The sequence below is a fragment of the Kitasatospora sp. NPDC093679 genome (assembly GCF_040683455.1).
GTDB classification, from domain to species: domain Bacteria; phylum Actinomycetota; class Actinomycetes; order Streptomycetales; family Streptomycetaceae; genus Kitasatospora; species Kitasatospora arboriphila.
The window spans coordinates 279,107-304,865 of record NZ_JBFBDW010000002.1; the positions used below are offsets into that span (position 1 = coordinate 279,107).

At 70.6% G+C, this 25,759-nt stretch carries 24 protein-coding genes and 2 pseudogenes; 9 read left to right on the forward strand and 17 right to left on the reverse strand.

The window, feature by feature from the left end; translation table 11 throughout:
* Positions 1 to 92: 92 nt before the first annotated feature.
* Positions 93 to 518: a DUF6296 family protein gene (locus tag AB0O09_RS03245; RefSeq protein ID WP_363539678.1), complete on the reverse strand. Its 426-nt coding sequence runs from the start codon at positions 516 to 518 to the stop codon at positions 93 to 95.
* Between the two features lie 374 nt (positions 519 to 892).
* Between AB0O09_RS03245 and AB0O09_RS03250 the strand changes: the two genes are divergently transcribed.
* Genes AB0O09_RS03250 through AB0O09_RS03265 form a run of 4 tightly spaced genes read left to right on the forward strand, consistent with a single transcriptional unit; the run spans position 893 to position 3,774 of the window.
* Positions 893 to 1,189 carry a WXG100 family type VII secretion target gene (locus tag AB0O09_RS03250; protein WP_363539680.1) on the forward strand — a complete coding sequence of 99 codons (297 nt, stop codon included), beginning with the start codon at positions 893 to 895 and terminating at the stop codon, positions 1,187 to 1,189.
* Positions 1,189 to 2,424 (forward strand): hypothetical protein, encoded by a 1,236-nt coding sequence (locus AB0O09_RS03255; protein ID WP_363539682.1) that lies wholly within the window; start codon positions 1,189 to 1,191, stop codon positions 2,422 to 2,424. Before AB0O09_RS03250 ends, AB0O09_RS03255 begins: the two co-directional genes overlap by 1 nt.
* 4 nt (positions 2,425 to 2,428) lie before the next feature.
* Positions 2,429 to 3,073, forward strand: a complete 645-nt coding sequence (locus AB0O09_RS03260; RefSeq protein ID WP_363539684.1) for a hypothetical protein — start codon at positions 2,429 to 2,431, stop codon at positions 3,071 to 3,073.
* Entirely contained in the window at positions 3,070 to 3,774 is a 705-nt protein-coding gene (locus AB0O09_RS03265; protein ID WP_363539686.1) for a hypothetical protein, read from the forward strand. Before AB0O09_RS03260 ends, AB0O09_RS03265 begins: the two co-directional genes overlap by 4 nt.
* 735 nt (positions 3,775 to 4,509) lie before the next feature.
* Here AB0O09_RS03265 and AB0O09_RS03270 read toward each other — a convergent pair.
* Entirely contained in the window at positions 4,510 to 5,055 is a 546-nt protein-coding gene (locus AB0O09_RS03270) for a hemerythrin domain-containing protein (RefSeq protein WP_363539688.1), read from the reverse strand.
* A 22-nt stretch (positions 5,056 to 5,077) separates the two neighbouring features.
* On the opposite strand from AB0O09_RS03270, the gene AB0O09_RS03275 reads away from it, so the two are divergent.
* Positions 5,078 to 5,338: a hypothetical protein gene (locus AB0O09_RS03275; protein ID WP_363539690.1), complete on the forward strand. Its 261-nt coding sequence runs from the start codon at positions 5,078 to 5,080 to the stop codon at positions 5,336 to 5,338.
* Here AB0O09_RS03275 and AB0O09_RS03280 read toward each other — a convergent pair.
* The 12 genes and pseudogenes from AB0O09_RS03280 to AB0O09_RS03335 all read right to left on the reverse strand — a co-directional run.
* Positions 5,231 to 5,647: pseudogene (locus AB0O09_RS03280) on the reverse strand (transposase); the annotation flags it as partial. The gene AB0O09_RS03275 and the pseudogene AB0O09_RS03280 overlap by 108 nt on opposite strands.
* Positions 5,648 to 6,038: 391 nt before the next feature.
* Positions 6,039 to 7,004, reverse strand: coding sequence for a hypothetical protein (locus AB0O09_RS03285; RefSeq protein WP_363539692.1), 966 nt, complete (start codon positions 7,002 to 7,004; stop codon positions 6,039 to 6,041).
* The gene (locus AB0O09_RS03290; protein ID WP_363539694.1) at positions 7,001 to 8,365 is read right to left on the reverse strand and encodes a cytochrome P450; all 1,365 of its coding nucleotides are present in this window, start codon (positions 8,363 to 8,365) and stop codon (positions 7,001 to 7,003) included. Before AB0O09_RS03290 ends, AB0O09_RS03285 begins: the two co-directional genes overlap by 4 nt.
* Entirely contained in the window at positions 8,362 to 10,005 is a 1,644-nt protein-coding gene (locus tag AB0O09_RS03295; protein ID WP_363539696.1) for a prenyltransferase/squalene oxidase repeat-containing protein, read from the reverse strand. Before AB0O09_RS03295 ends, AB0O09_RS03290 begins: the two co-directional genes overlap by 4 nt.
* Positions 10,002 to 11,120 (reverse strand): polyprenyl synthetase family protein, encoded by a 1,119-nt coding sequence (locus AB0O09_RS03300; protein ID WP_363539698.1) that lies wholly within the window; start codon positions 11,118 to 11,120, stop codon positions 10,002 to 10,004. The genes AB0O09_RS03295 and AB0O09_RS03300 overlap by 4 nt, the downstream gene beginning before the upstream one ends.
* Positions 11,121 to 11,282: 162 nt before the next feature.
* Complete coding sequence (locus AB0O09_RS03305) at positions 11,283 to 12,566, reverse strand: cytochrome P450 (RefSeq protein WP_363539700.1); 1,284 nt, start codon at positions 12,564 to 12,566, stop codon at positions 11,283 to 11,285.
* Positions 12,563 to 13,114, reverse strand: a complete 552-nt coding sequence (locus tag AB0O09_RS03310) for an ATP/GTP-binding protein (protein WP_363539763.1) — start codon at positions 13,112 to 13,114, stop codon at positions 12,563 to 12,565. The genes AB0O09_RS03305 and AB0O09_RS03310 overlap by 4 nt, the downstream gene beginning before the upstream one ends.
* A 40-nt stretch (positions 13,115 to 13,154) precedes the next feature.
* Entirely contained in the window at positions 13,155 to 13,511 is a 357-nt protein-coding gene (locus AB0O09_RS03315; RefSeq protein WP_363539702.1) for a DUF742 domain-containing protein, read from the reverse strand.
* A gap of 23 nt (positions 13,512 to 13,534) precedes the next feature.
* A complete protein-coding gene (locus AB0O09_RS03320) occupies positions 13,535 to 13,972 on the reverse strand; it encodes a roadblock/LC7 domain-containing protein (protein WP_363539704.1) in 438 nt (145 codons plus the stop codon).
* Entirely contained in the window at positions 13,969 to 15,276 is a 1,308-nt protein-coding gene (locus AB0O09_RS03325) for an ATP-binding protein (RefSeq protein WP_363539706.1), read from the reverse strand. The genes AB0O09_RS03320 and AB0O09_RS03325 overlap by 4 nt, the downstream gene beginning before the upstream one ends.
* 589 nt (positions 15,277 to 15,865) lie before the next feature.
* Positions 15,866 to 16,102, reverse strand: a complete 237-nt coding sequence (locus tag AB0O09_RS03330) for a hypothetical protein (protein WP_363539708.1) — start codon at positions 16,100 to 16,102, stop codon at positions 15,866 to 15,868.
* Between the two features lie 151 nt (positions 16,103 to 16,253).
* A complete protein-coding gene (locus AB0O09_RS03335) occupies positions 16,254 to 16,652 on the reverse strand; it encodes a VOC family protein (RefSeq protein WP_363539710.1) in 399 nt (132 codons plus the stop codon).
* Between the two features lie 132 nt (positions 16,653 to 16,784).
* Between AB0O09_RS03335 and AB0O09_RS03340 the strand changes: the two genes are divergently transcribed.
* The 3 genes from AB0O09_RS03340 to AB0O09_RS03350 are packed head-to-tail and all read left to right on the forward strand — an operon-like array spanning position 16,785 to position 20,496.
* A complete protein-coding gene (locus tag AB0O09_RS03340) occupies positions 16,785 to 17,390 on the forward strand; it encodes a 2Fe-2S iron-sulfur cluster-binding protein (protein ID WP_363539712.1) in 606 nt (201 codons plus the stop codon).
* The gene (locus AB0O09_RS03345; RefSeq protein ID WP_363539714.1) at positions 17,387 to 18,391 is read left to right on the forward strand and encodes a xanthine dehydrogenase family protein subunit M; all 1,005 of its coding nucleotides are present in this window, start codon (positions 17,387 to 17,389) and stop codon (positions 18,389 to 18,391) included. The genes AB0O09_RS03340 and AB0O09_RS03345 overlap by 4 nt, the downstream gene beginning before the upstream one ends.
* On the forward strand, positions 18,388 to 20,496 hold the full coding sequence (locus tag AB0O09_RS03350) for a xanthine dehydrogenase family protein molybdopterin-binding subunit (protein ID WP_363539716.1): 2,109 nt from the start codon (positions 18,388 to 18,390) through the stop codon (positions 20,494 to 20,496). Before AB0O09_RS03345 ends, AB0O09_RS03350 begins: the two co-directional genes overlap by 4 nt.
* Before the next feature lie 377 nt (positions 20,497 to 20,873).
* On the opposite strand, the gene AB0O09_RS03355 is transcribed toward AB0O09_RS03350, so the two are convergent.
* The 3 genes and pseudogenes from AB0O09_RS03355 to AB0O09_RS03365 form a co-directional block, all read right to left on the reverse strand.
* Positions 20,874 to 22,211: a M14 family metallopeptidase gene (locus AB0O09_RS03355; protein ID WP_363539718.1), complete on the reverse strand. Its 1,338-nt coding sequence runs from the start codon at positions 22,209 to 22,211 to the stop codon at positions 20,874 to 20,876.
* A 292-nt stretch (positions 22,212 to 22,503) separates the two neighbouring features.
* Positions 22,504 to 22,713, reverse strand: a pseudogene (locus AB0O09_RS03360) (ISAzo13 family transposase); the annotation flags it as partial.
* A gap of 623 nt (positions 22,714 to 23,336) precedes the next feature.
* A complete protein-coding gene (locus AB0O09_RS03365; protein ID WP_363539720.1) occupies positions 23,337 to 24,131 on the reverse strand; it encodes an IPT/TIG domain-containing protein in 795 nt (264 codons plus the stop codon).
* An 856-nt stretch (positions 24,132 to 24,987) separates the two neighbouring features.
* Between AB0O09_RS03365 and AB0O09_RS03370 the strand changes: the two genes are divergently transcribed.
* The gene (locus AB0O09_RS03370; protein WP_363539722.1) at positions 24,988 to 25,182 is read left to right on the forward strand and encodes a hypothetical protein; all 195 of its coding nucleotides are present in this window, start codon (positions 24,988 to 24,990) and stop codon (positions 25,180 to 25,182) included.
* Positions 25,183 to 25,759 lie beyond the last annotated feature (577 nt).

Here is a 25,759-nt window from a genome sequence, read left to right on the forward strand (position 1 = left end):
AACCGGCACACGCGCTGTGGCGCCCCCGGCCCCGGCCCGGCCAGCCGGCGGATGCTGCAGAACTTGGTCGAGCGAGCACATCGCCCACGGCGTCACGGTTGTCCGCACCACCTGGCACGAGCCCGCCTGTAGGACCTGGGGCCGCCCCTGAACGTTCCGCGTGCCGCAGCCCACCGCCCAGAGCACCGGGCTGGGCACCGGCGTCCGAGCAACCCGGGCGGCGATGTACGGGCCGGCCGCCCCGACGCCGGGGGAGGCCTACTTGGGCGTGCACGGGGGTTGTCGGGCTCGGTCCGGCCGATGAGGGTCAGGATGTGGACGAGTCCGTTGTCCTCGATCTCCACGCGGACAGTGCGTTCGGCGTCGGTGTAGATCGGGTGTCCGTGGGGTCCGTAGCCGGCCTGCTGCTCGACCAGCACGGCGTCTTGTTCGCCGTGGGCTGCGGGCCGGCCGGGGAAGGGGAGCAGCCACCGGGACGGTGCGGGGGCCACCGGCATCGCCTCCTGATCTGCCGCCATTGTCCCGACCCCACGTCTATGCGGGGCCGAGGGACGGGGAGGCGCGCTGGTCAGGCCGTTGCCCGCCGCCCTGGCACCTGCCGGGACACGCCGACACCGACGGGCAAGCTACCCTTCGCGCCGCGCACCTGCGAGCTGGGCCGGTGCCCACCTCCACAGTCACACAGAACGGAGTGACCAGCCGGTCGTCAGCGCCTTCGGTTGAACCCGAGCTCCCACCTGCACGGGCCACGCGTCAACCAAACAGGCGGAAATGCCTCACAGGTCGTGTAGCAGCAGCGCGTACGGTGTCCGGCTCCGCCTCGGGCGCCAAGACGGGTTGTCGCAGCGGGTCGTTAGACTGCCACGGTTCGATCATCACGGAAGGGGGAGCCGTGGCTACTGGTTTCAGGGTCGAGGCCGATGAGCTCGGCCAGGTGGCGAAGGAACTGGGCGAGGCGACGGGCCGGATGGGCGGTGCGATGCACGCCCTCGAGCGGACGGTGCCGCAGGTGACGGGGGAACAGAGTCTGGACATGGCGTGTGCGATGTTCGCGGACGACTGGAAGTTCGGCCTCAAACAGCTGAACGAGACGCTGCAGGCGATCGGCCAGGGACTCGAGGCGACAGCGCGCGCCTACCGGCAGACCGACCAGGCGATCCGCGAGACGATGGCCGGCAAGGTGGCCTGATGGGCTCCCACGTGTTTGACCTCATGGTCGGTTCGCCGGATCGGGATGGTTTCGACACGCTGGGCTTCGACCCCGCGCCCGGTAACGTACCCGGGGTCCAGGAGCTGGTGCTGAACCTGCAACAGGCTGCCAAGGAACTGGAGGACGCCCGCGCCAGCGTGCAGCGTGCCTCGAACAACGGGCAGGCCTGGCAGGGCGAGGCTGCCGACGCATTCTCCGCCAGGATAGCCAAGCTGCCGGCCCAGCTGGACGTCGCCCGGGCCTCGTTCTCCTCCGCCCACCGCACGATGGCCACCTGGCAGGACCAGCTCGCCGCACTGCAGCGCAAAGCCGACGACCAGGAGGCCGAGGCGAAGGCCGCCAAGGCCCGCTGCGCCCGCGCCGAGGACAACCCCGACCTCGACCTGCTCGGCCGGTGGATCCCGGACGAGCAGATGGCGGAAGCCAGGGCCCGCTATACGGTGGCCGCCGCCGAACTGGACTCCGCCAACGCCGACTTCCACGCGATCGTCGCCCAGGCCAAGGCCCTGCGGAGCGAACACGACAAACTTGCGAAAGAAGCCGCTGCCGCCGTGGCGAAAGCCGGCGCCGACGCCCCCGACGGGCCGGGCTGGTTCGCCAACCTCGTGGACGGCATCAAAACGCTCGCCCAGGCCCACGTCCAGCTCGCGCAGGACGCGATGCAGTGGGCCAAGGACCACGCGAACGCCATCAAAGCCGTCGGCGACATGCTCAGCAACGCCAGCAGCGCCATGGGCCTGGCCTCGCTCGCCCTCGCCGGGGCCGCCGCCCTGACCGTGGAGATCCCACCGCTCGCCCTGGTCCTCGGCACCGCGTCCGCAGCCACCGGAGCCGCCTCCACGGCACTGTCTGTCGGCGCGCTGGGCGCGCACAGCGTGGCCGCAGCAGCCGGCGCGGACGTGCCCACCACCGCCTTCGGATTCGACGTCGCCGGGTCCCTGCCGGTCGTGGGCAGCCTCGGGAAGGCCGGGCAGATCGGAGCCAGGCTGGCCGGCTTCAGCAGGACCGCCGACACCGTCAGCGGCACCGGCAGCGGCCTGTCCGGCCTCGGATGGCTCGACGACGCCTCCGGGATCGGACAGTTCGTCCCCCGGGAAGGACGCCAGTGGGGCGAGCTCCTCCTGCCCGGCGGCCCACTGCTGGTCGGACTCGAAAACGCCTGGAGCGACGGATCCGACGCCGACCGGGAGCACCACGCCAAGGCAGGCGGTTGAACCCGTGGACCTCTCCGACCTGGCCCGCCGGCTGACCGGCGCACCCGAAGTCACCGTCCGCACCTACCACCGCGGGCCGGAACTCGCACAACAGATCTGGGTCGCCGGGCTGTACGGCTACCGCCTGCACCGCCACGACCCCGGCACGCTGCCCTCCCTGACCGGGCCGAGCCTGCACCTGGTCCTCGACCCGGACCCCTCGGCCCAGCAACGAGCCGCATGGATGCGTCGACCGGACCTGCGGCCCGGTGCCCCGTCCCCCGTGCCGTGGGCCGTCAACCAGGCAGGCCGGTGGCCGCTGCTGTGGACCCCCCCAGGCTGGCCGCCCGGCCACGGCCCCCTCCTGCCACCGCCCGAACAGCTGCCATACCCGCCGGTCACCCCCTGGCGCACCCGGCTCAGCCCCGGCAACCTCGTCCTCCTCGCCGCATTCACCGCACTCGTCCGGCTGCTGGCCATGCTCGGCGTGACCAAAACCGGCAGACCCGTATCCCTGGCCTGGTGGGACGCCGTCACCATCGCCATCGTCGTCGCCCTGCTGGCCGCAGCCCTCGCCGCACGCCGCATCCGCGACCGGGCCCGCCGCCTCACAACCGGCCACACACCGACAAGCCACCCGCCGACCAGCGGAGAAGGACACCGCCGTTGAGCACCGCCACCGTCGAGTTCCGCATCCCGCACGGCTTCACCGAGTTCCTGCCGGCCGAAAACAACGAGGAAGCCTACGAGGCCGTCCTCGACCGCCTGGGCGAAGCCGCGCGCACGCTGACCACCGAACAACGCCGTGACCTCACGCTGCTGTACGCCGCCGCCTCCACCGCCCTGGACACGCTCGCCCCCATCTGGTCCGGCAGCTGCGCCGGAACCGTCGACGGCCGCCTGTCCACCGCGACCCTGACCGTCGCCGAGATCGCCACCGGCGCCGGCGTACCGCCTGCCACCGCCGCTGCCGGCCTCATGCAGCTCCTGACCGACCCGCAAGCCGACGGCACGCCCCCGAAGCGCCAGGTCAGCCGGCTGACCGCCCCCGCCGGACCGGTGGTCGTTACACTCGAGCCGGGCCCGGGCCTGCTGCGCACAGACGGAGGCCATGTCCCAGTGCTGTCCGCCAAGGCCTACTTGCCCATGCCCGCCCGCGACCAGGGCGTGCTACTTGTGGAACTCGCCACACCCGACATCGATCACTGGGCCGACATCTACGCGCCTTTGTTCTCCTTCGTGGTGCAGAGCATTCGCTTCCCCGACGAGCGGTCGAACCCCGCCATCGACCAGGCTCCAGGTGATGCGGTGCCTGACCCACCGGGGGCAGCCCCGACCACCGACCCCTTCGGCACCGCACTCCACACCTGAGCACGCCGACCGGCTGGAAACGACAGCACCCGCTGCCGGCTCCGATGTTCGGCTACCGCCGAGCCATGCCAATTGCGGCCTGACCACCCGGAATTGGATGCTGCGCACCATGGGAACGAGGAGGGGTGCGTAGGTGTGCGGCCAGTGGTCGGTGTTCGGTGTGGTGAGGTCGATGATCAGGATTCCCCGTAGTGGGGCGGGCATGGGCAGGTATGCCCTGGCGGACAGCAGCGGGATCCACTCCTCCGGGGCCACCTCCTACCCGGGATCGTGGCTGAGCGTGACGACCACCGGTCCGGCCGGTGCTCGGAAAAGCTCGACGTACGTCTGCGGCGCCCAGGCGTCGGCATCCCGGGACGGGGCGAGGAGTTCCATGAGTCCGGCGGCGACCGTCTGCGGTGCGGCGTCCTCCGATGTTTCCAGCTCGCTGACGGACAGGGTGGCCGTGGAGGGCCGGTCCTCGACGGTGCCGACCCAGGTGCCAGCTCAGATGGTTCCGGCAGCGGCCATGACATGCGAGCCTTCCAGGTACCAGGTGGTGAAGGCACGACGTTGCTCAGAGGAGAGAGGTGTGCGCCGTGTCCGGCCGCCGACCGTCCTTGGACACGTCCGCCGCCATGGCATCCCCCGTGAATGAGCCGTCCTCGGTCGTGCCGCGGGCAGTGGTTGCCACACGACGGGCCGACCCTAGCGGCCCTTGCCCGGCTGCCCGGCCCGGGCCCGGAAGATGACGGCTCAGATGGTGTGGCCGCGCCCGGACAGCAGGTCGCGGAGCCGGTCGAAAAGGCCGACCGTCGGGACCAGGAGCTTGTTCACGGGTTCGGAGGGGTGGGGCCGGGTGGGCGCGAGCGTCTTCGCGTGGCGGGCCTTGCGGCCCAGTTCCTGCAGCTCGTCGAGGGTGCAGGAACGGCGCAGCCCGGGGAAGACGCGGTGTTCCTGGGCCTCGACGTGCGCTGCGGCCTCGGCCGCGAGCCGGTCGACGAGGTCGTCGAAGCCCGGGTCGTGGGCCTGGTGGTGCTCCAGCTCCCGAAGCGTCGCCTCGATCCGGCCGTCCCCCGCCGCCGCCTCGACCAGTGCCGTCCCGCCCGGCACCTTCTCGCGCACCGCGGGACGCAGGTACTCCTCCTCCGCCACGATGTGCCGCACCAAAGCGATCGTGAGGTCGTCGACACGGTGCTTGCGGCGGGCGTCCGCCGACGGGAGCGCCCGGATCTGGTCGAACAGCGCCTCCACCTCCCGGTGGTCGACAGCAAGCTCCTCCACGATGTCGAGGCCGTGCATGTCGTCCCTCCTCCCTGTCCGCATGACGGACGCGGATGCCCCTGAGCCGCACGTGGAGACGGCGGCGATGCTGAACCTCGCCCGCGCCAACCGCGGCACCCCGCAGATGCACGACCGGGAGTGGGTGCTGCGCCACGCCGCGTTGCTCGACCGCACCGCGCTGCCCGCGGTTGCCCCGGCCGGGGGTCTTCTTGGCCGCGTCCAGTCCCGTGGTCCTCCTCGGCACCCCGGCCGCAGCACGCAGCGACTGGGTGTCGATGATCACCAGGGACGGGTCCTCTAATCGGCGGGCCCGCTCACGCACATGGCAGCGCAAGAGTTCCTGAATCTGCTGGTCCAGGCCGTGCTCGCGCCACAGGGTGAAGTAGTAGAACACCGCCGACCAGGCCGGCAGATCGTGCGGCAGGTAGCGCCACTGGCAGCCGGTCCGGTTCTGGTAGAACAACGCATTCACGACCTCCCACAGGTCGCACGAGCCAGCATCGCCAGTCGCCGACCGCGCCACTCGCTCCCGCTTCCACGACGTGATCACAGGCTCGATCAGGGTCCACTGATCGTCGGTCAGGTCACTCGGATACGCACGACGTCCCATGGCCACCATGGCACCACCGGTGATCCAGCAGGCACCCTGGAAACACAGTTGACCCGACGATCGAGCGACACCAAAGCATCGAAAACAGGACTTAACGTCCTCTGAGATCACCACGGCAACGACGAGGGGCCCTGTTGCGTCACTGCAACCCGCTGACCAGGTATTTCACCCTGTCGAGACAGGATGAAAGAGGTTCAATGCCAGCGCCGTCACCTCCGCCTGCGACCGGCTGCCCCTCACGCTGGACAGCCCGCTGTCTTTAAAGGTCATCCCTCGCCCCGGCGTCTCGCTGCCGGGGCGGAGGCCTTCCCGCCCTGTAGCAACTTGAGGCAGTGGCCACCGTGGAGTGTTCGATGCCGCCGTCGAACCGCAGGCACCTGGCGGGCTCAGATCAGACCTTCCGGTAGCGGGCGTGGTCGATGTGCCAGATGTAAGAGCAGGCGATGGAATCCAAGGCTTTGGCATGCTGGGCCAGCGGGGTCGAGTGGCTGGCCGCGAGTTCGTCGAGCCCGTGCCGGGCGGTCGCGGCACGTTCCTTCCCCAGAAGGGAAGCTGCTGCCCATGCAGCGGGAACCTCACAGTTCTGTTCTCTCGTGATCAGCGGGATGAGGTTCAGCGAGTTCGGGACGTCCTTGGCGGATTCCCGCGCGTAGGAGCCGAGGTCGTTCAGCACGCCGGCGAGGTCGCAGACGGCCGACTCCGGCAGTCGTACTGCCGGGGAGTTTCGTGCCTCTTCGGGCAGTTCGTACCGCAGGACGACTTCGGCCATGGCGATGAGGGCCCGCGCGAACACAGTGTGGGGGCGCATCGTGTGGTACTCCTGCATGCTGACGTGATCGGGTTCGGCCAGCTGCTGTGCCTCCCAAAGGATGCCGAAGAGGACGTCCCTGAAAGAGCCGGTGACCCGCAGGTACTGGGCGGTCGTGGCCCGGGCTCGCAGCCTCACAAGGAGGTCATGCAGCGCTCCGTCGAAGGGACCGGCGTCGCCGGGCGGCTCACCATCGGCCAGCAGGTGGACGCATCCCCGGATCCGGCGCACCAGCTGGGCCTGGCTGCTGGCTGCTGTCGCTTCGCCGTAGGTGTCGTCGAAGGCGGTGAGCCACAGGAAGAGGTCCGCGCACAGGAACAGGCCGTCCTCCTCGGCGGTGGGGAAGGTCCGGGCCACCCCGTGCGCCACGATGTCGCAGAGGATGTGCCGCGCCTCGGGCCGGCTGAGGAGCGGGAACCGGTCCAGCCATTGCTCCAGGTGCGCCTGGATGTCTTCCGCGTGCGGGCTGGTCGGGAAGGGGCCGGGGAAGGTGCGGGAGAGGTCGGGCATGGGCAGGGCGGCGATGCGCGCCTGGTCGGTGCTGGTCATGCTGCCTTCCGCGCCGTGGCGTGTCCTCGGGTCTCGGCGATCATGTGGAGGGAGGAGGGGTGGACGGTGATGGCGGGGATGGGCCGGACGGTGGTGCCGGGTGCGTGCCGCAAGGTCCAGCGGGAGGCGATGAGGGCGATCAGGACCGTGGTCTCCGCCCAGGTGAAGCCGTCGCCGATGCACATGCGGTTTCCGGCGCCGAACGGGATGTACGCGCCCCTGCGGGGCTGCGGCCTTTCGGGAAGCCAGCGGTCCGGGTCGAACCGGAGCGGGTCGGGGTACAGCTCGGGGTCGCGGTGGAGCGCGTACGGGCTCCATACCAGGTCGGCTCCGGCGGGCAGGTGCGCGCTGCCGAGCCGCACCGGGACGGTGGCTCGGCGGGTGACGATCCAGGCGGGGTTGTGCAGGCGCAGTGTCTCGGTGACGAGTCTGCGGGTGAGAGCCAGCTGGGGAAGGTGCGCCGCGGTGAGCCGGCCGCCGGCCAGTACGATGTCCACCTCCTGGTGCAGTTGTTCCTCCAGGCGGGGGTTGTGGCCCAGTTCGTGGAAGAGCCACGCCATGGTGACCGCGGTGGTCTCGGTGCCCGCGGCCAGCAGACCGGTGATTTCGGACAGGATCTCCTCCTCGTCCAGTGGCCGGCCGTCCTCGTCGCGGGCGTCGAGGAGCAGGGAGACGAGGTCGTCGGGATGTTCAGGGTCCGCCCGGTGGGCGGCGACGATGTTGCTGACCGTCCCGCGCAGCAGCTCATTTGCGGCCCGGACCTTGCGCTTGCCGGGCAGGGGCAGCTTCTCCCAGCCGGAGACCGGCGTGACGGCGCGCCGGATGGCGGCCTGGAAGAGGGTGTCGACGCCGTTCATGACGGCTTGCGCCGGAGCGCGGTCGAGGTCGGAGGAGAGCAGCGCCGACAGGACGACGCCCTGGGTCATGAGCTGCACCTCGTGCTGCACGTCGAGTCGTGCCCCGTGTTCCCAGGTCCGGAGTGCGGTCTCCGCGGTGGTGATCATCCGGTCGATGTAGGAGTTGATGCGTTCGCGATGGAAGGCCGGCTGCATCAGGCGGCGGCGTTTCAGGTGCTGCGGTCCGCCCTCGACGACCGGCAGCGGCGATCCGCCGAACAGGCGGAGCTTCTCGAAGAGCCGGCCCTTGCCGAAGTTCGCGTGCTGGGCGGTGAGTATCTCCCAGATGAGTTCGGGTGAGTTGACGACGAACACCGGCTTCGGGCCGAACCCGATCTGCACCACGTCACCGTGGCGGCGAAGTCGTTGTATGAACTCCAGCCGGTCCCGGAGCATCGGCAGCAGGTGTCCGACGACGGGCAGGCGCCCCGGGGCATGCGGAATGGGCGTTGCGTCGGCGGTCACGGGCGGTGCTCCGTTTCGTGGTGGGTGTGCAGCAGGTGGCGGGCGGCGATGATCTCGGCCTGGATCATCGCTTCCGGTGCGTAGAGGGTCTTGTCGTGCCAGAGGGCGGGGTGCTGGTGCTCCGGTGTGTCGACTGTCTCGTGCAGGAAGGCCCCGGCCCGGTCCAGTGCGCGGGTGTGTTGCGGATGACGCTCCGGCCCGGAAACGCCGAGCAGGATCTTCACGGCGTAGGCGGTCTCCTCGGCGGTGCCGCCCCATATGCCCCAGGAGCCGTCTTCGTGCTGGGTGGCCAGCACCCATGCGGCGGCCGCCTCGACCGCTCGGTGCCGCCGGAACCCGGGGAGCGAGGCCAGTGCGGTGACACACCGCTCGGTGGCGTAGTAGGGGGAGGCGTGCCACTTGTCGGTCCAGTGGCCCTGCGGCTGCTGGTGCTCGATGAGCCAGTCGGCCACCCGGTCCATGACGGGCCGGTGCGCCCCCGTGGCGTTGGGGTCGTGGCGGAGGAGGTAGGCGTGGAGGGCCTGGAGGGAGTGGGCGTTGGCGCTGAGGGAGCCGCTGTCCTCGCCGATGTAGCAGTCGTAGTGGCGGCCGTTGTCGAAGGCGGCGAGCGGGGCGGGGTCGCGGGGCCGGTCGACCAGGGCCGCGACGAGGACGGCCATGGCGGTGTCGTCGGCGTCCACCATCAGTCCGGGTGCGCCCCGGACGCCCGCGGGGTCGTAGAGGTGGTCGGCCCACTTCCACAGGGTGGGCAGGCCGGAGGTCGCCAGGCCGGCCCGGGCCAGCGCTGCAGCGACCCAGAGCCGCTCGAACACCGTGATCGGTGCCGCCTCCGGGAGGAGGCCTCCGTAGCGGTGCGCCACCGCGGTGAGCTCGTCGGCCGCACGCTGCCGCTGCCCGGAGGGGCCTGCGGCGGCGATCCAGGCCGCGGTGGCGGCCGGGGAAGAGCCGAGCAGCCCGTCCGCTTGCGGCAGCAGCGTGTCCGGGAGGTGCCCGGCGACGCCCTCGAAGGTGTGGTGCAGTTTGAACGGGACCTTGCCGGCGGCCCGGCACTTGCGGGCGACCGCTTCGGGCGCCGCGGCGTGGTAGCCGAGTGGGACGGCGGGACGCGTGCCGCGGTGCCAGGGCCCGAGGTGCGGAAGGTCCGCGACACCGGGCTGGTCGAGGCGCTCGTTGACGGCGGCGACCAGGCCGGGGACGAGGATCTCCGCGGCTGCGGTGTCCGGCCACGGCCCGGCCGACGGCAGGCGGCCGAGCGCGGTGAGCCCCTTGGCCGCCGCTGCGGCGAGCCGGTCCGCCGTACCACCGGCCAGGGGCTCCCGCTGCAGTACAGCGAGGATGGCCTCGACGGCGCTCAGCGTCGGCAGGAGCCGGTAGGGTGCGGGCCCTTCGCCCCAGCTGCCGTCACCGGCCTGCTCACGCAGCAGGTGGTCGATGCGGGCCCGTCCGCCGGGCAGCCACGGCGCCGCCGACAGCACACGGGCCGTCTCGTACAGGGACGGGCGGACATCGCCCCAGGGGTCGGCGTCGACCGCGTCGATCAGTTCCCTCGCCGCCATGGTGCAGGGGTCGTTCACCGGCGGGGTGCCGGCAGGAGCCGTCGCCAAGGTCGTCCCGGCACCGCAGTGCTGATGCTCGTTCATGCGTGCCTCGCAGTCGCAGACCCGGCAATGTCCCGCAGCGCCGCGACGGCGGCGGCCGGGAAGGGAGCGTGATCGAGGGATGCCAGGGCTTCGTCCCGCCAGGCTTGGATCATCTCCTCCACGGCCTGCCGAGCTCCGCTGCGCTCGAGGATGCTCCGGACCACTTCGGCATCCCGCTCGGTGAGGTTCCGCCTGCCGAACCGCGCGCGCAGCGACCGCAGTTCGCTCCGTGAGGCCCGCTGGACGGCGAGGGCCATGAGGACCGTGGCCTTACCCGCGCGCAGGTCATCCAGCACCGACTTGCCCGTCTCCCGGGGATCACCGAAGACCCCGAGGAGATCGTCGCGGAGCTGAAAAGCGTCACCGAGCGGCAGCGCGAACGCACTGAGAGCCGTATGCACCTCCGGTCCGGCCCCGGCCAGAGCCGCGCCGATGTGCAGCGGCCGCTCCACGGTGTACTTGGCGGTCTTGTACCGGACCACCCGTAACGCGGTCTCGACATCCGCCGACAGGAGCCCGGTGGTCTGCAAGTCCAGGTACTGGCCGTAGACCACCTCGCTGCGCATCTCGTCCAGGAGCGGCAGGACCCGCTCGGAGCCCTGGCTCCTCAGGCTCGCCCTGTGTAGGAGCTCGTCGGACCAGATCAGCGCCAGGTCCCCGAGGAGCACCGCCGCACCGACGCCGTGCTCCTCGGCCCGGGAGGCCGGGCCGCCGGCGGAGGTGTAGGCGGCGGCCAGCGCCCGGTGGGCGGACGGCCGGCCGCGGCGGGCGTCACTGGCGTCCATCACGTCGTCGTGGATGAGAGCGAACGCTTGGAAGAGTTCGAGGCCGGCCGCCGCACGGACGGCCGGCGAGTGGTTCACCTCGCCGCCCCCGGCGTACCAGCCGCACACGCACAGCAGGGGGCGCAGGCGCTTGCCGCCTGCCAGGAATTCGCGGAGCTGGGCTATGAGGGGTGGCAGTTCAGGGCCGGGCGCGGACTGCTCCTTGCTGTCCAGGAACGTGGCCAGTGCCGCGTCAACCTCCCGCCGCACGGCCCGGAGGTCCAGTGCGGCGGGAGGGGGTACGACAGTGAGCGCGGGCTCCGCGTGTCTCTTGTGGTCAAGAACGGCCAATGCGTGTTCCTTTGGCGAGCGGATGTGGTCACGGACGCCCCTCCCCAGGCGTTTCAGCCGTCACGCCTGGCACCGATGTGGCGGAAGACACACTGCCGCCGGGCTTCGATCTGTGAGTGCTCTGCCGGGACCGGATGGTGGGTGCACATGCTGTCGACGCCGCTACACGGTCAGGCGGTCCCTGGCCGGTTCTGCCAGTCCGGACGTCTGCTGTCGGGACTGGCTTTCGTGCCGGCGTGGGTGAGCTGAGTGAAGCGGGGTGAACCGGGCCGGCAATGCCGTCAGGCTCCGGTAGATGGGACCGCCCCCGTAGACCAGGTCCGCCGCGGACACCGCGAGTTTGATGTCGGGCAGGTAGGAGGTGAGCCGTTCGATCGCCGCGGTGGCGACGAGGACGGCGGTGGAACGCGCCGGGCAGGCGTGCGGGCCTGCGGCGAAGGCCAGATGGGCCTTGTTGCCGGAGCGGTGGCCCTCGTTCGGCGGGTTGCTGTGCGGGCAGGAGTTGGCGGCCGCGTAGGACACCATCACCGGTGAACCGGCCGGAATGACGGTGCCGTAGAACTCGACCTCGTGCCGGGGGAAGTGAAGACTGTAGTTCGCCAGCGGGGAGTCGTTCCACAGCGCTTCGTCGATCGCGTGCTGGATCGGCAGACTCCCGGTGGTGAGGCTGCCGAAGTAGCGGTCGTCCGAGAGCATGCGCGCGAGCGTGCTCGCGATCAGGTTGGTCAGCGGCTCGTTGCCCGCACCGAGAACGATGATGACCTGCTGCAGGACGTCCTCCGGACTCAGCCCGTTCGGGTGGTCGATGAACCACGACGTCAGGTCGTGTCCGCGCTGCTGGGCCTTGGCGGCGTACAGGCTGGTGAGGTACTCGTTCAGCGACTGCGCACCCGCGGCCATCTGCTCGGGATCGGAGCTCACCATCCCGCTCAGCGCCTGCATGAGGCGAGAAGCGTATTCGTCGGGCATGCCGAACAGTGCGTTGAAAACCATCAGCGGAAGCTGCTGCGCGTACTGGGCGACCAGGTCCACCTCACCGTCCATCGCGAACTGCTGGAGCAGCATGTCGGCATACCGGAAGGTCAGGTTGCGCACATCGTGCGGGTCCAGAAGACGGAAGCTGTCCGTGATGACATTACGCAGGTGGGCGTGCTGGGCACCGTCGGCGAAGAACAGGCTGGGCCGCCACTGCACGTGCGGCATGACAGGACTGTCCGCCGGCACCCGGTCCATCCACGAGCGGGTGTCCTTCGACCACGTGTTCGTATCGTGGAGGAGGTCGAGCGCGGCCCGGTAGTCGGTGACCAGGTGGACGACGACACCGGGGGAGATCTCCGCAAGGCCGACCGGCCCCTGCAGGCGCAGCAGGTCGTAGCTGCGCCTCGGGTCCGCGTCGTGTTCTGGCCCGTGGATGCGCACCGGGGTGGCGGGAGGAGTGGCGGTCACGACGATTCGTCTCCGGCTCGGGATATCAGGTGGGCGGTCAGGGCGATGAGCGCGTCCAGGGTGGAGTTCTTGTCCCGTGCGTCGCAGGTCACCAGCGGGGTGCGCTCGTCCAGGTCGAGCTTGGAGCGCAGGGTGTCGAGGGTGTAGTCGGGTGAGGTCGGGAATGTGTTCACGGCGACCGCGTAGTCCAGGCCGCGTTCCTCGATGAGGTCCATGACCTCGAACGACTGGTCCAGGCGGCGGGTGTCGGCCAGGACGAGGGCGCCGATGGCGCCGTCGGCAATGTCCTTCCACAGGGGCAGGAAGCGGCGCTGTCCGGGGGTGCCGTACAGGTACAGGACCACCTTGGCCTGCGGCACGGTCAGCCGGCCGAAGTCGATGGCGACCGTGGTGGTCGTCTTGCCGCGCAGACCGTCCAGGGTCAGGTCGTCCGCCGAGGCGGCAGCGTCGGTCATCACCTCGTCGGTGTGCAGTGTCGGGATCTCGGACAGGGTCCTGATCGCGGTGGTCTTCCCGATGCCGAGAGGGCCTGCCACGAGGATTTTCAGCCTCTGGTGGTCCTCCTCCGGCAGATAGACCGGACGCGGGCTAGTGCTGCCTGAGCGCGCGGAGTCCACTCAGCACCTCTTCCAGGAGTTCTTTCGACGGACGATCGGCGCCCGCGTCGGGGAGCAGGGCGGTGGGGGCCGGCACGCGAACCTGCAGGTGCCCGCCGTCGAGGAGTTGAGAGATCAGGACCTTGCACACACTGGTCTGCAGACGGAGGTAGGCGGCCGTTTCGCTGACGGTCAGAGCGCCTCCCGTCAGCAGCGAGATGATCCGCTGGTGCACCGGAGTGTGGTGAGGGGCGGGCGGAAGACCCGTGGCGACCACGGCCATGAGCGAATGCATGGTGTTGCGGGTCGGGGTGCCGATGCCCCGGGTGGCCAGGTAGCTGGGGATCATCCGCCGACCCTGCGACGAGCGGCTCATGACGCCTCCCGTGTGCGGGCCGGAACGGACATGAGTTGCTCGCCGAGCTTCTTGGCCTGCCGGGCCATGATGTGCGCGACCGTACCCATGGGCATGTCGAGGCCTCCTGCCACGGCGATGAAGGTGTTGGTGCGGGCACCGGCCGGCATGATCATGTACGTGCCGTGGGTGTTCTGCACGGTGATGGTCGTGATGGGAGTCCCGTCCGAGGCGTCCAGCGCCGCGTTGGCCGCGGCACGGGCCGCGCCGTGAAGGGCGGCCGTCATGGCGGAGATGCCCTCCGCGGCCTCCCGCAGGAGCCCTTCCGTCGCGCCGATGACCATGCCGTCACTGGACAGGATCAGGGCGTGCTTGACCTCGTTGCTGACTTCGGTGATGGGATTCAGGACCCACGACGGATCCTCGATCATCGGGCGCGAGGTGGAGAGGGTCACTGATCTTCCTTCGAATCGTTGGGGGCCAGACCCGCGGCGAGTCCCGCCTGGAACTGGCTCCAGGTGTCACGGGCCACCTCCGGGTTCAGCTCTCGGGGCGCGACCTCTGGAGCATCGCTGCGAGCGGGCTCCGTGCGGGCGCGCCGACGGCGCTGGGGCAGGTCGCTGCCGTCGTCCGGCGTGTCCTTCGGCGCAGCCGGAGTGGGCCACTGCGGCGCAGCAGGGGGTGCGGCAGGCAGGGGAGCCATCGCCGAGATCGGTTCCTTTGTCTCGTCGATCGTCGTCAACAGGTGCGGGGGAATGGTGAGCACCGCACGGACCCCGTTATAGGGGGAAACCTGGTCGATCGAGACCTGGAAGCCGTGGTCGGCGACGAGCCGGCCGATGGCTGCGAGCCCCAGAGCGGGCGGATCGCCGAGCTCGGTCAGGAGCGTGTCCTGCTGCTCCTCGACCGAGAGCAGGCGGACACCGCGACGGACGGCCTCCGCGCTCATGCCGGTGCCCGCGTCGTCGATGATGATGCAGACGCTGCCATTGCCGGTCTGGATCAGGCCGGCCTCCACCGCAAGGTCGTCCCGGGAGTGCTCCAGGGCATTGGCCATGAGCTCGGTAAGAGCCACCGCGATGGGCTCCGCCGCGCGACCGACGACCGCAAGGTTCGAATCGAGCAGCCGCGAACTGATCTTGATGCGCTCGTAGCCGTGGAGCCGGGACGAGGCGCCGCTGACGATCTCCACGGCGTAGGTGTCCGGGCGCACGTGCCCGGGCCACGCGCCACAGACGATCGCGGCCTTCTGCACCAGACGGATCGCCTGCTCGTTGAGGTGGTCGACCTTGAACAGACTCTCGAGCAGACGCGGGTCGTCGAAATCGCTCTGCAGGCCCTCGACCTGCGTCTGCAGCCGGTACGACAACGCTTGGATGTCCTGGCACGCCCCACGCAGCGCCGCACGGGCGGAGGCATCGATCCGTCGACGCTCCTTGGCCACCGTGTCCGAGTAGTGGCCGAGCACGGCCTCATGCAGCGAGGCGTACACGGTCCCGGACAGCGCCTCGTGCTTCAGACCCGGGACCGGGTGGTGCGCACTGACCAGATGCAGCGCCAGGCCAGGGAGACGGCTGGCGACCAGATGCTGAAGCTCGTCACCGAGCTGCTGGATATGGTCCTGGAGCGCCTGCTCCCGCTGCTGGGAAGCGTTCAATGCCTCGGACTGCACGGTGCTTCGTGCGACCAGGGCGCGACGCGAGCGTGCCAGCAGTGCCGTGGCTACAGCGCCAGCTGCGGTCGTGGCGCCAAGCACCACTGCGGCAGTCTCGGGTATCGAGGTCAACGGTCGGGTCCTAGGGCTCGAGCCGGCTCCGGAGGCCAGACATGGCGGAACCGCCCGTTCGTGGTGAACGAGCGCCGACCCGTGGAGTCCCGGCGGATTGCGAACGGAAAATCTGATCAATGGAGCAGCGCCGGGCATGGCCGGACGTTGCCATTATGTGGCATGCACTCGACAAATGTGTCACTTCGACCAACGGGCGCGGGCCTCTGCGCTCAGCTCATCGCCGAGCCGTCGCTCCACAACACGATGGCGCCCCCCACGGGACGTCCGATGCCCCGGCATTCGATGACCTGGCAGTCGTGAGCATCATCCTGAACTCCGCGGGTCTTCCATCGGGGCCGCGGAGCGACAACCGGCTTGTATCGCTCCGTATCTGACCGGTCATTAGATCATATTGGCAACGAGGCCCACCATGTATGTCCAGCCCGTGACGACATGTCCGAGCCGCCAAGAAGCCCACCGTCGCAAGCAAGATGGGTACGGGCGGCACCAGCCGGGCGCTCGCAGTGGGTCCGCAAAGTGGGGCGGCGCCCGGGCACTGGCGCACCTGGCCGGTGACGGCTCAGCCCAGCTGGTCGGGCGGATCCAGCTTCTCCAGCAGTATGCCGAGGTTGCGCATGGCGTCGGTGTCGCCGGCCTCGGCGGCTTGCTCGTACCAGTGGCGGGCACCATCCGCGTCGGGCGGATCCAGTAGCTCTGCCAGCAGTACGCCCAGGCTGTACATGGCGTCGGTGTTGCCGGGCCTTCGGGCCCCGAGGAGTTCGACCGGCGGTTCCCCGGGTTCCGCAGCGAGACCCACGGCGTCACGATCGACCCGGCCACCGGCGACTACCTGATCGAGTGTGTCCGCGAGCCGTGACCGGCCGCGGTGGCTCACACGCCGTCCGGTCGCGCGGACCGGACGGCCGGGCAGACGGCCGGGCCGTCCCGCCTCCGGATGGCGTCGGCGCTCAGCGCTGCCCGGACGGGCTGCCGATCCGCAGCAGGTTGCCGCTGCGGTCGACCAGCGCGAACTCCCGCATCCGGTGGCCGGTGTCGGCGGGTGGCATCAGCCGGCTACCGGTGGCCCGGTCGGTGGGCACGCCGAGCCGCGCCCAGTCCCCGTGCAGCGCGTCCGCGTTCCGGACCTGCAGGTAGCAGCTGCCGGCCGTGGTCAACGGGTCCACCGCGGGGTCGTACCGGAAGTGCAGTTCGACCGTGCCCCGGACGACGATCAGGTAACTGTCCTCCCCGTCCCAGCGCCCGCGCGGCTCGAAGCCCAGGCGGGAGTAGAACTCCGAGGTCTCGTCGAGGTCCCGGCTCGGCAGGACCGGTACCGCGTACTCGACGCGTTTCCCGTACTCGTCCACGGCGCCACCGTAGGGCATCCCCCTGACACCGGGCCCGTGCCGGGCGCGCGTCCGGGGCGCGGCCCGCCGCCGCGAGTGTGACGGCGGGCCGTGCGGCGTGTGGGCGTTGTTAGGACCGGGGACGCTCGTGCGATGCAGAGGGACATCACCGTACGGGTCGACGGGGTCGCGCGTCGGCTGACCGTCGACACGCGCACGACGCTGCTGGACGCCCTACGCGAGCGGCTCGGGGTGACCAGCCCCAAGAAGGGGTGCGACCACGGGCAGTGCGGCGCGTGCACGGTGCTGTCCGGCGCCCGGCGCGTGCTCAGCTGCCTGACGCTCGCGGTCTCCCAGGACGGCGCCGAGGTCGTCACCGCCGCAGGGCTCGCCGCCGGGGCGGCCACCGGCTACGGACCACCGGGCGCCGACGGCGGCCTGCACCCGGTGCAGCGGGCCTTCGTCGACTGCGACGCACTCCAGTGCGGCTTCTGCACCCCGGGGCAGGTCGTCTCGGCGGTCGGGGCGCTCGACGAGTTCGCCAGGGGCTGGCCGAGCGCGGTGACCGAGGGCCCGGGGGCGCCACGGCTGGACCGGACCGAGGTGGCCGAGCGGATGAGCGGCAACCTGTGCCGCTGCGGGGCCTACGTCAACATCGTGGCCGCCGTCCGGCAGGCCGCCGGGGCCTCTCCGGCCGCGCGGGCGGGCGCCTCCCGGCCGGGCGACCTCCGGGCGACCGGCACGGAGGTGGAGGGGTGAAGCCGTTCGACTACCTCAGCCCCGTCGACGCCGCGGCCGCCGTGCGCAGCGTGGCCGGGAATCCGGGCGCGGTGTTCCTCGGCGGCGGGACGAACCTCGTGGACCACCTCAAGCTGGGCGTCGTGGCGCCCGAGCTGGTGGTCGGCCTCGCCGGTGTCCTGCCCGCCGAGGTCGAGGAGCTCGGCGGCGGCGGTCTGCGGATCGGCGCGGGGGTCAGCAACAGCGAGCTCGCCGCGGACCGGCGGGTGCGCGAGCGCTTCCCGGTGCTGTCGCAGGCACTGCTGTCGGGGGCGTCGGGGCAGCTGCGCAACATGGCCACCGTCGGCGGCAACCCGCTGCAGCGGACGCGCTGCGCCTACTTCCAGGACGTCACCACCCCCTGCAACAAGCGGGAGCCCGGCTCCGGCTGTTCCGCGATCGGCGGGTGGACCCGGCACCACGCGGTCCTCGGCGCCTCCGAGCACTGCATCGCGGTCCACCCGTCCGACATGGCGGTGGCCATGGCGGCGCTCGACGCGCGGGTGCGGGTGCTCGGTCCGGCCGGGGAGCGCACCGTCCCTTTCGTGGGGCTGCACCGGCTGCCCGGCGACGCACCCGAGCGCGACACCGTCCTGGAGCACGGTGAGCTGATCACCGCGATCGACCTGCCGGCCGCGCCGATCGCCCGCCGCTCGGCCTACCGCAAGGTGCGCGACCGCGCGTCCTACGCCTTCGCGCTGGTCAGCGTCGCCGCGGCGCTCGACGTCGAGGACGGCGTGATCGTGGACGCGCGGGTCGCGTTCGGCGGCGTCGCGCACGCACCGTGGCGCGCGTACCGGGCCGAGGAGGCGCTGCGGGGCGCGCCGGCCTCGGAGCGGAGCTACCGGGACGCCGCGGACGCGGAACTGGCCGGTGCCCGGCCGGCCGAGGGGCTGGACGGCGGCAACGCGTTCAAGATCCCGTTGTTGCGCCGAACCCTCGACGCCACCCTGCGCGGCCTGGCAGGAGAGGAGTCCCGATGACGTTCCCGAGCGAGCCGGACGCCGTCGGCCGCGATCTGCCCCGCCGGGACGGGGCGGTCAAGGCGCTGGGTACCGCCGGCTACGCCGGTGACGCCCCGTTGGCGGACGCCGCGTACCTGCACGCCGTCCAGGCCACGATCGCGCGAGGTCGCGTCACCGCGCTCGACACCACCGCCGCCGAGGCACTCGACGGTGTGGTCGCGGTGCTCACCCCCGCGACCGCCGAACGCCTGGCCTCCACCGAGGACCGCGAGCTGGCGGTCCTGCAGGACGAGGAGGTCGCCTTCCGGGGCCAGGTCGTCGCCCTGGTCGTCGCCGACAGCTCCGAGGTGGCGCGGCACGCGGCCGCTCTCGTCCGGGTCGGCTACGCACGGCAGGCGCACGACGTCGAACTGCGGGCCGACCGCGACGACCTGTACACGCCCGAGAAGGTGAACCCGGACTTCCCCGCCGACACCTCCGAGGGCGACGTCGACGCCGCGCTGGCGGCCGCGGCGGTGACCGTCGACGAGACGTACACCACCGCGATGTACCACAACAACCCGATGGAGCCGCACACCACGGCGGCCCTGTGGGACCCGGCGGGTGACGGATTCCTCACCCTGTGGGACTCCACCCAGGGCGTCCACCCGACGCGTGCCGTCCTGGCGCCGCTGTTCGGTCTGGACGAGGCGAGGGTGCGGGTCGTCTGCCCGTACGTGGGCGGCGGGTTCGGGTCCAAGGGGCAGCCGCACGTCAATGTGGTGCTCGCCGCGATGGCGGCGCGCGCGGTGCCCGGCCGGCCGGTGCGGATCGCGCTGACCCGGCAGCAGATGTTCGCCCTCGCCGGCTACCGCACGCCGACCGTCCAGCGGTGCCGCCTCGGTGCCGACCGGGACGGCAGGCTCACCGCGCTTGCGGTCGACGTCGTCGAACAGACCTCGCGCATCAAGGAGTTCGCCGAGCAGACCGGGGTGCCCGCGCGGATGATGTACGCCTCGGCGAACCGGCGGACCACGCACCGGCTCGCCGCGCTCGACGTCCCGGTGCCCTCCTGGATGCGCGCACCGGGCGAGTGCCCCGGCATGTTCGGCCCGGAGGTGGCGATGGACGAGCTGGCCGAGCGCCTGGGACTGGACCCGGTCGAGCTGCGGATCCGCAACGAGCCCGCCGTCGAACCCGGCTCCGGCAAGCCCTTCTCCAGCCGCGACCTCGTCGGCTGCCTGCGGGAGGGCGCGGCGCGCTTCGATTGGTCGCGGCGCGATCCGCGGCCCGGGGTGCGCCGCCGCGGCGACTGGCTGGTCGGCACGGGCGTCGCGGCCTCCACCTACCCGGTCAGCCGCATGACGAAGTCGACGGCGACGATCCGGCGGGAGGATGGACGATACGTCGCCGAGATCGGGGCGGCCGACCTCGGCACCGGCACGTGGACCACCCTGGCGCAGATCGCGGCGGACGCGCTCGGCGTGCCGGTGGACCGCGTGGAGGTGCGGATCGGCGACACCGACCACCCGGTGGCGTCGGTGGCCGGGGGCTCCTCGGGCATGACGACCTGGGGCTCGGCCGTCGTCGAGGCCGCACGCGCCTTCCGCGAGGAGCACGGGGCCGAGCCGCCGGACGGGGCCGAGGCCTCCGGCGCCGTCGGTCCGGCCGACGACCGCTACGCGATGCACGCCTTCGGGGCGCAGTTCGCCGAGGCGCGCGTCCACATCGACACGGGCGAGGTGCGGGTGGCGCGCCTGCTGGGCGTGTTCGCCGCGGGCCGGATCATCAACCCGCGCACGGCGCGGTCCCAGTTCGTCGGCGGGATGACGATGGGGCTGTCGATGGCCCTGCACGAGCAGAGCGTGCTCGACCCCCGCACCGGCCACGTCGTCAACCACGACTTCGCCGACTACCACATCGCGGCCAACGCCGACGTCGACGGGATCGAGGCGCACTGGCTGCCCGAGCACGACCCCCACGTCAATGCCGTGGGGTCCAAGGGCATCGGGGAGATCGGCATCGTCGGCACGGCCGCCGCGGTGTCGAACGCGGTGTGGCACGCCTGCGGGGTGCGCGTGCGGAACCTCCCGATCACGCTGGACAAGGTCCTGCACGCTCTGGAGCAGCGGCCCGGGCCGTGAGGAGCGCGGGGCGGACCGGGTGACCGTCAGGCCGAGCGGTCCGTCCGCCGCGCCTGCTCGTGACCGGAGGCGACTACGCCGGAAAGTCCTGACCTATCGCCCGCAGGACGTCGGCGAGCCACACCAGGTGGTACCCCAGAGCACGATCCTGCCGCTGCGCCCGCCGCCCGGACCGGCGCGGGCGGCCGGGCTGTCGGTGAGGTTCCTCCGGCATCGGTCAGCATGCCCGGCCGATAGTTGTGCCTGCTGCCGGGGACCAGCCTCGGCAGCAGGCCGTTCTTGTCGGCGTCGGCAAGAACGGCCTGCATCATCGGCACGATGGCGCACGGGTTGACGAGTCGATGGTCAGTGGCGTTGCGAACCACCCCTACCGGAGCTCAGTTCGCGATGCCGCAGTACTGCTGCTGCTTGCCGATCGCCCGGTACATGCAGTCGGCGTTTTCCAGCAGGAGCAGCACCGCCTCTCGATTGCGGCCGGTCTCCCGGTCGATGATCGAGCCGGGCGGGTAGAAGCCGCCGCCGCTGCTGGAGGTCGGGTACATCTCGAAGGTGTACGCGAAGATCCGGTGCGCGCCCCACAGCCAGTCGTCGATCGACCCGTCGGTGATGTACAGGTCGCTGGACTGCTCGGGGGTGTAGCCGTTGGTGGCGGCCATGGTGCGGCCGAAAGTGGCGAAGGTCTTCGCCTCGTCGGCCGTCATGCCGCTCGCGGTGTCCGCGCTGGTCCAGCCGAACGGCCACAGCACCAGCTCGCTGTAGGTGTGGAAGTCGATGGCCGCGGTGATCTGCTGCTTGCCGCTGACCACCCGGGTGCGGACGAAGTCGGCGACCACCTTGGTCTCCGTTGCGGATTCGGGCGCGCTGCCCCGGTAGGTCTCGCTGGAGGTGGAACCGGAGGAGCCTCCGCAGCAGCCCCACTTGTAGTTCCAGTTCCGGTTGAGGTCGGTGCCGATGTACCTGCTGCCGGTATTAGGTTGTCGGTCCTTGCGCCAGCTGCGGTAGTTACCGGTCGCGATGTCGTACTCGCCACCGTCCGGGTTGAGGTCCGGGACGATCCAGATCTCCCGACTGTTGACGATGTTCGCGATTCGCGAGTCGCTCGCGTACTTGTCGCTGAACTCGTGCAGCAGGTAGAGCGCCATTTCGACGGTGAGGTGCTCGCGGGCGTGCTGGTGGAAGGTGAGCAGTACCTCGGGCTCGCTTTCGTCGGTGGCGACGTTGTCACTCACCTTCACCGCGACGATGTCTCGGCCCTCGTATGACGTACCGATCACCTGCTTGCTCATGATCGATGGGTGGGCGGCGACCAACGCGTTGATGTCGGCGGTGGCCTCGGCGTAGTTGTGGTAGGCGGAGTCTTTGCTCGGGAAGTCGTTGAGCGTGGTACTGAGCTGCGGGGCTTCCTGCTCAGGGCCGGGCAGAGCGATGGGCTTCCAGCCGAGCGCCCTGAGCCGCAACAGTTCGGCTGCGTTGGCGCTGACCACCACGGAGCGGGCGTCCACCTCGTCGATGGAGGCGCCGGTGGCGGCGATCACGGTCCGCTCGGCGACGGTGCTCGGGCCGTCGACCGCGTACTGCCTGAGAGTCTCGTCGACGGTGACGTTGGGCGCACCGGACCGGGCGGATGCGGAAGTCGTGGTGAGGGGCGTGGCGAGGGCGAGCGAGAGCAGGGCGGCGACGGCGAGGGCCGGCCGGCTGCGTCGGGGCAGTCGCATGACTGTCCTCCTGTGGGGGTCCGCAGGAACGGAGGGAGGAACGAGGCGCGCCCAGCCGATGGTGACTTAATGTCATGAATCAGTCAATACGTCCGGCATTGGTGAACGCTATTGCCATGACTGGCACTTGACGGAAAACGGGTCAACTGGAGGCTGGGACAGCGCCTCGGTCGCCACCCGTGGGACCGCACCGTGACCCTGCGAAGCGACGGCGCGAGGGTTATTCACGCTGGTGGGACCGAGTCGCGTTGATCATGCAGGACAGCATCGCTCGCTAAGGGCTTGCAGATCATCAACACGTTGTTTTGATCTTGTTGGTGAGGTCGGGGTTGAGGGTGGTGACCCTGGCTTGGAGGGTTGTCAGAGCGGCGGGTGGGGTGGTGGCGGGCGGGATGACGATGCCGTGCGCGTCGAGCAGTTTCCTGGTCTTCAGGAGGGTGCGGTGCATGGCGGTTCGGCTGCTGTCGAAGAGGGCGGCGAGGGGTTGGGCGGTGGCTGCGCGGTTGTCACCGACGGTCCAAAGGTCGGGGACGCCGTCGGCGTTGATGTCGGCGGCCTGGAGCGCCAGGTCCTTCCACAGGGCGAGCTGTCCGGTGCCCTTGTTCCACAGGTACATCGCGGTGCGGGCCCGTTGGCGGAGGGCAGCTGGCAGGTCGTGATGGTCCAGGCATCCCGGTCGAGGGTGCCGTCGGGGGTGGCGACGGTGAGCTGGATGGGGAACTGGAAGACGCCGACGGTGCCGCTGGCCGGGTAGAGGTTCAGGTAGTAGCCACTGGCGGGGTTGCCGGAGATGCCGAGGACGCCGGCGTAGGGGGCGCCGCTGCCGGACGCGGTGCCGGCCGGGGCCAGGCGCAGGGGGTTGCGGTCAGCAGGTCCTGCCGCCGTCTGCAACGCAGTTCGCAGTTCGCAGTTCGCGCCCGGCCGGCACGCCGGCACACGGTTCAGCCGCCGCCCCCAATCACAGTTGCCACGCCCATGACGTGCGGTGGGGGGTTTCAAGACATTCTCTCCTGGCTCACCGGCGAACTGCTGTGCCCTGGCCGGAGCCAGGGCACAGCATCTGCCGACATCGCTGTCAGGGTGTGGTGACCGGACGTCAGCCCGGAGCGGGCGGCCGGGAGACGATCAGGTCACGGGCCCGAAAGCGGCGCTCGTCGTGCTGGTGCCGCCCGGGGTGGTGACCGTGACGTCGTAGCTTGCGGCGGTGACGAGGCCGGCGGGTGCGGTGACCTGAACCTCCGTGTCGCTGAGGCCCGTGATGTCGGTGGCGTGGAACACGGCGGCGGTGACCGTGTCCGTGAAGATGACGTCGCTGACGTCAACGAGGTTGGTGCCGCTGACGGTGACGCCCGTCTGGCCGGCGGATCCTTCGGTGGGAGACATCCCGGTGACCGTCGGGAGGTTGTAGTAGGTGAACTGGGAGGCGGCGCCGCCGGGGACGCTGGTGCCGCCGGGGCTGGTGACGGTGACGTCCACCGACTGCGTGGTGGTGGTGAAGCCCGTCGTGTTGGTGGGAGGGGTCGCGTTCAGCAGGGTGTCCCCTGTCTTGCTGTTGATCGTGCCGGTGCCGGCGACGCCGAAGGTGACTGCGGTCGCGGTCGCGAAGCCGGTGCCGGTGAGGTTGACGGCTGCCGGAGTGAGCGGACCGGTGTTCGCGACCACGGCAGAGCACGTCGGGGCGGCGATGTAGAAGAATGGCTTGCTGTTGCTGGTGGAGGTTCCCACGGTCACGCTGACGTTGGTCTGGCCGGCGCACCCGCTCGGGACCGTGGTGGTGACGGTGGTGGTGGCACCGGTGGCGGCGACCGTCTTGGAACCGAAGTTCACCGTCACGGCAGAGGTGCCGAAACCGCTGCCGTTGATGGTCAGGGAGTCGCCGGCCTTGCCCTGGGTGGCGCTGAGGGAAGTGATGGTTGCCATGATGTGTCTCCTTCTCTGGGGTACTGCTCGAATGAGTGGGAATGGGAGGAGGACGTGACGCTGGGCAGCCTGGTAGGGCGATGGCCGTCAGGGAGGGAACCGCGTGGTCCCGGAGCTGCCGCGTGGGACGCGGGGCTGGTGGGGACGGGGCTGCCGGGGGCGCTGGCTCTGTGAAGAGGCGACGGCGGAGGTGTCCGGGCAGGGGACGCCCGGCTCACATGGCGTTCCCTGGCCGTTGTCGAGCCGCCATATCCACCGGCCTGGGCAAAGACACGGCACCAGCTGGGGGGCTTCGTTTACCACCACGGGGCACCCATGGCGACGCCAAAGACTGAGACCCACGGCCTCAGCTGGCTGTCCGTTCTGCAGGGGGCGGGCATCCCACCTGACAGGGTGTGATCACATTACGCCACCCGGAGGATACTTTCCGCAATATAGTTGACGGGTAATCACCCATTTGGCGGCATCGGCGCGACGGCTGCACTTCTCGGATCGCCAGAAGCATCAGTGGCGTCCGGCGGGCGTGGACGAGCTACGGGGGTCCTGTCGCGGGTCCGTACGGGGTCGGACGCGCCGTCTCCGTGCACCTGCCGAGGTCCGTGGCGCGAGCGTGTACAGGTGCACGATCTCGACCGCCGCCGACAAGGCCACGGAGGGATGTCGGAGTGGCGGAACCGCCCCCTGGCCCGGCCGCCTGCGGGGTGAGATGGTCGTGTTGATCCGGTGAGCGCCACCGGCGGGGGCGGGACCTGCCACGCTTGTTCGTGCGGGGCGGGGTGGGCTCGAACAGGGCGGCGTTGCGGGGCGTCCGAGCGGTGAACGTGACCGTCCCGGGCAGGTCGGAGACCCTGCCAGAGTGGCAGGCGAGGTCGCCGATGACGTGAATGGTGCGGCCGGGGCGTGGACCATGTCCGGGGCCAGGTCGGTGCGGGAGGCGGCGCCCTTGCCACGCCACGGCCGGGCGGCCACCGGCGGCGCGATCGGCCTGGTCGGGGAGGGCGGGCGGACCACGATCGCACAGACGGCGCAGGTGTTCCCGAACCCGAACTAGTCTTTGCCTCGGCGGGATCCGTCGTGGGCCCGCACCACGCCGAGGACCTTCTGCCCCGGCCCGGTGGAGCAGGGTGTCGCCGACGGCCAGGATCGGCGCGCCGGCCGGGAGCAGGGCCTCGATGACCGCGCAGGCCGGCCCAGCGGCAACTCCTCCCACGAGGCGGCTGGACCAGCGCCGCTGATGGTTCTTCACGTCCAGCCCGGCGGTCCACCGGCCACGATGAACTCACCGGACGGAAGACCGTCGCCGATCCCTTTCATGATCACGATTTACCGCAACCTCGATCGGTTGCAGGACTCCGCCGTTCGGGTGACGTATTGTCACCGCGGTTGCCAGTGTCGTAGTGCGAATGGGTTACTGTACGCATCCGAACGGGTGGGCCGCCCAACCCTCCGTGGGGGAGTGGCAGTTGGCCTGCCGCCGGCCTCAGCGGCGGCGTTCCAGGCCGGTGCCGCTATGGGCACCCCCGCGGAGGGCAGGATCCATCGGCCGGTGCTGCCGCGGCGGCCCCGGCTGATGCGGCGGAGTCACACTTCGTCGAAACCAGCGGGTCCCGTGTCCTTTCGGCCGATTG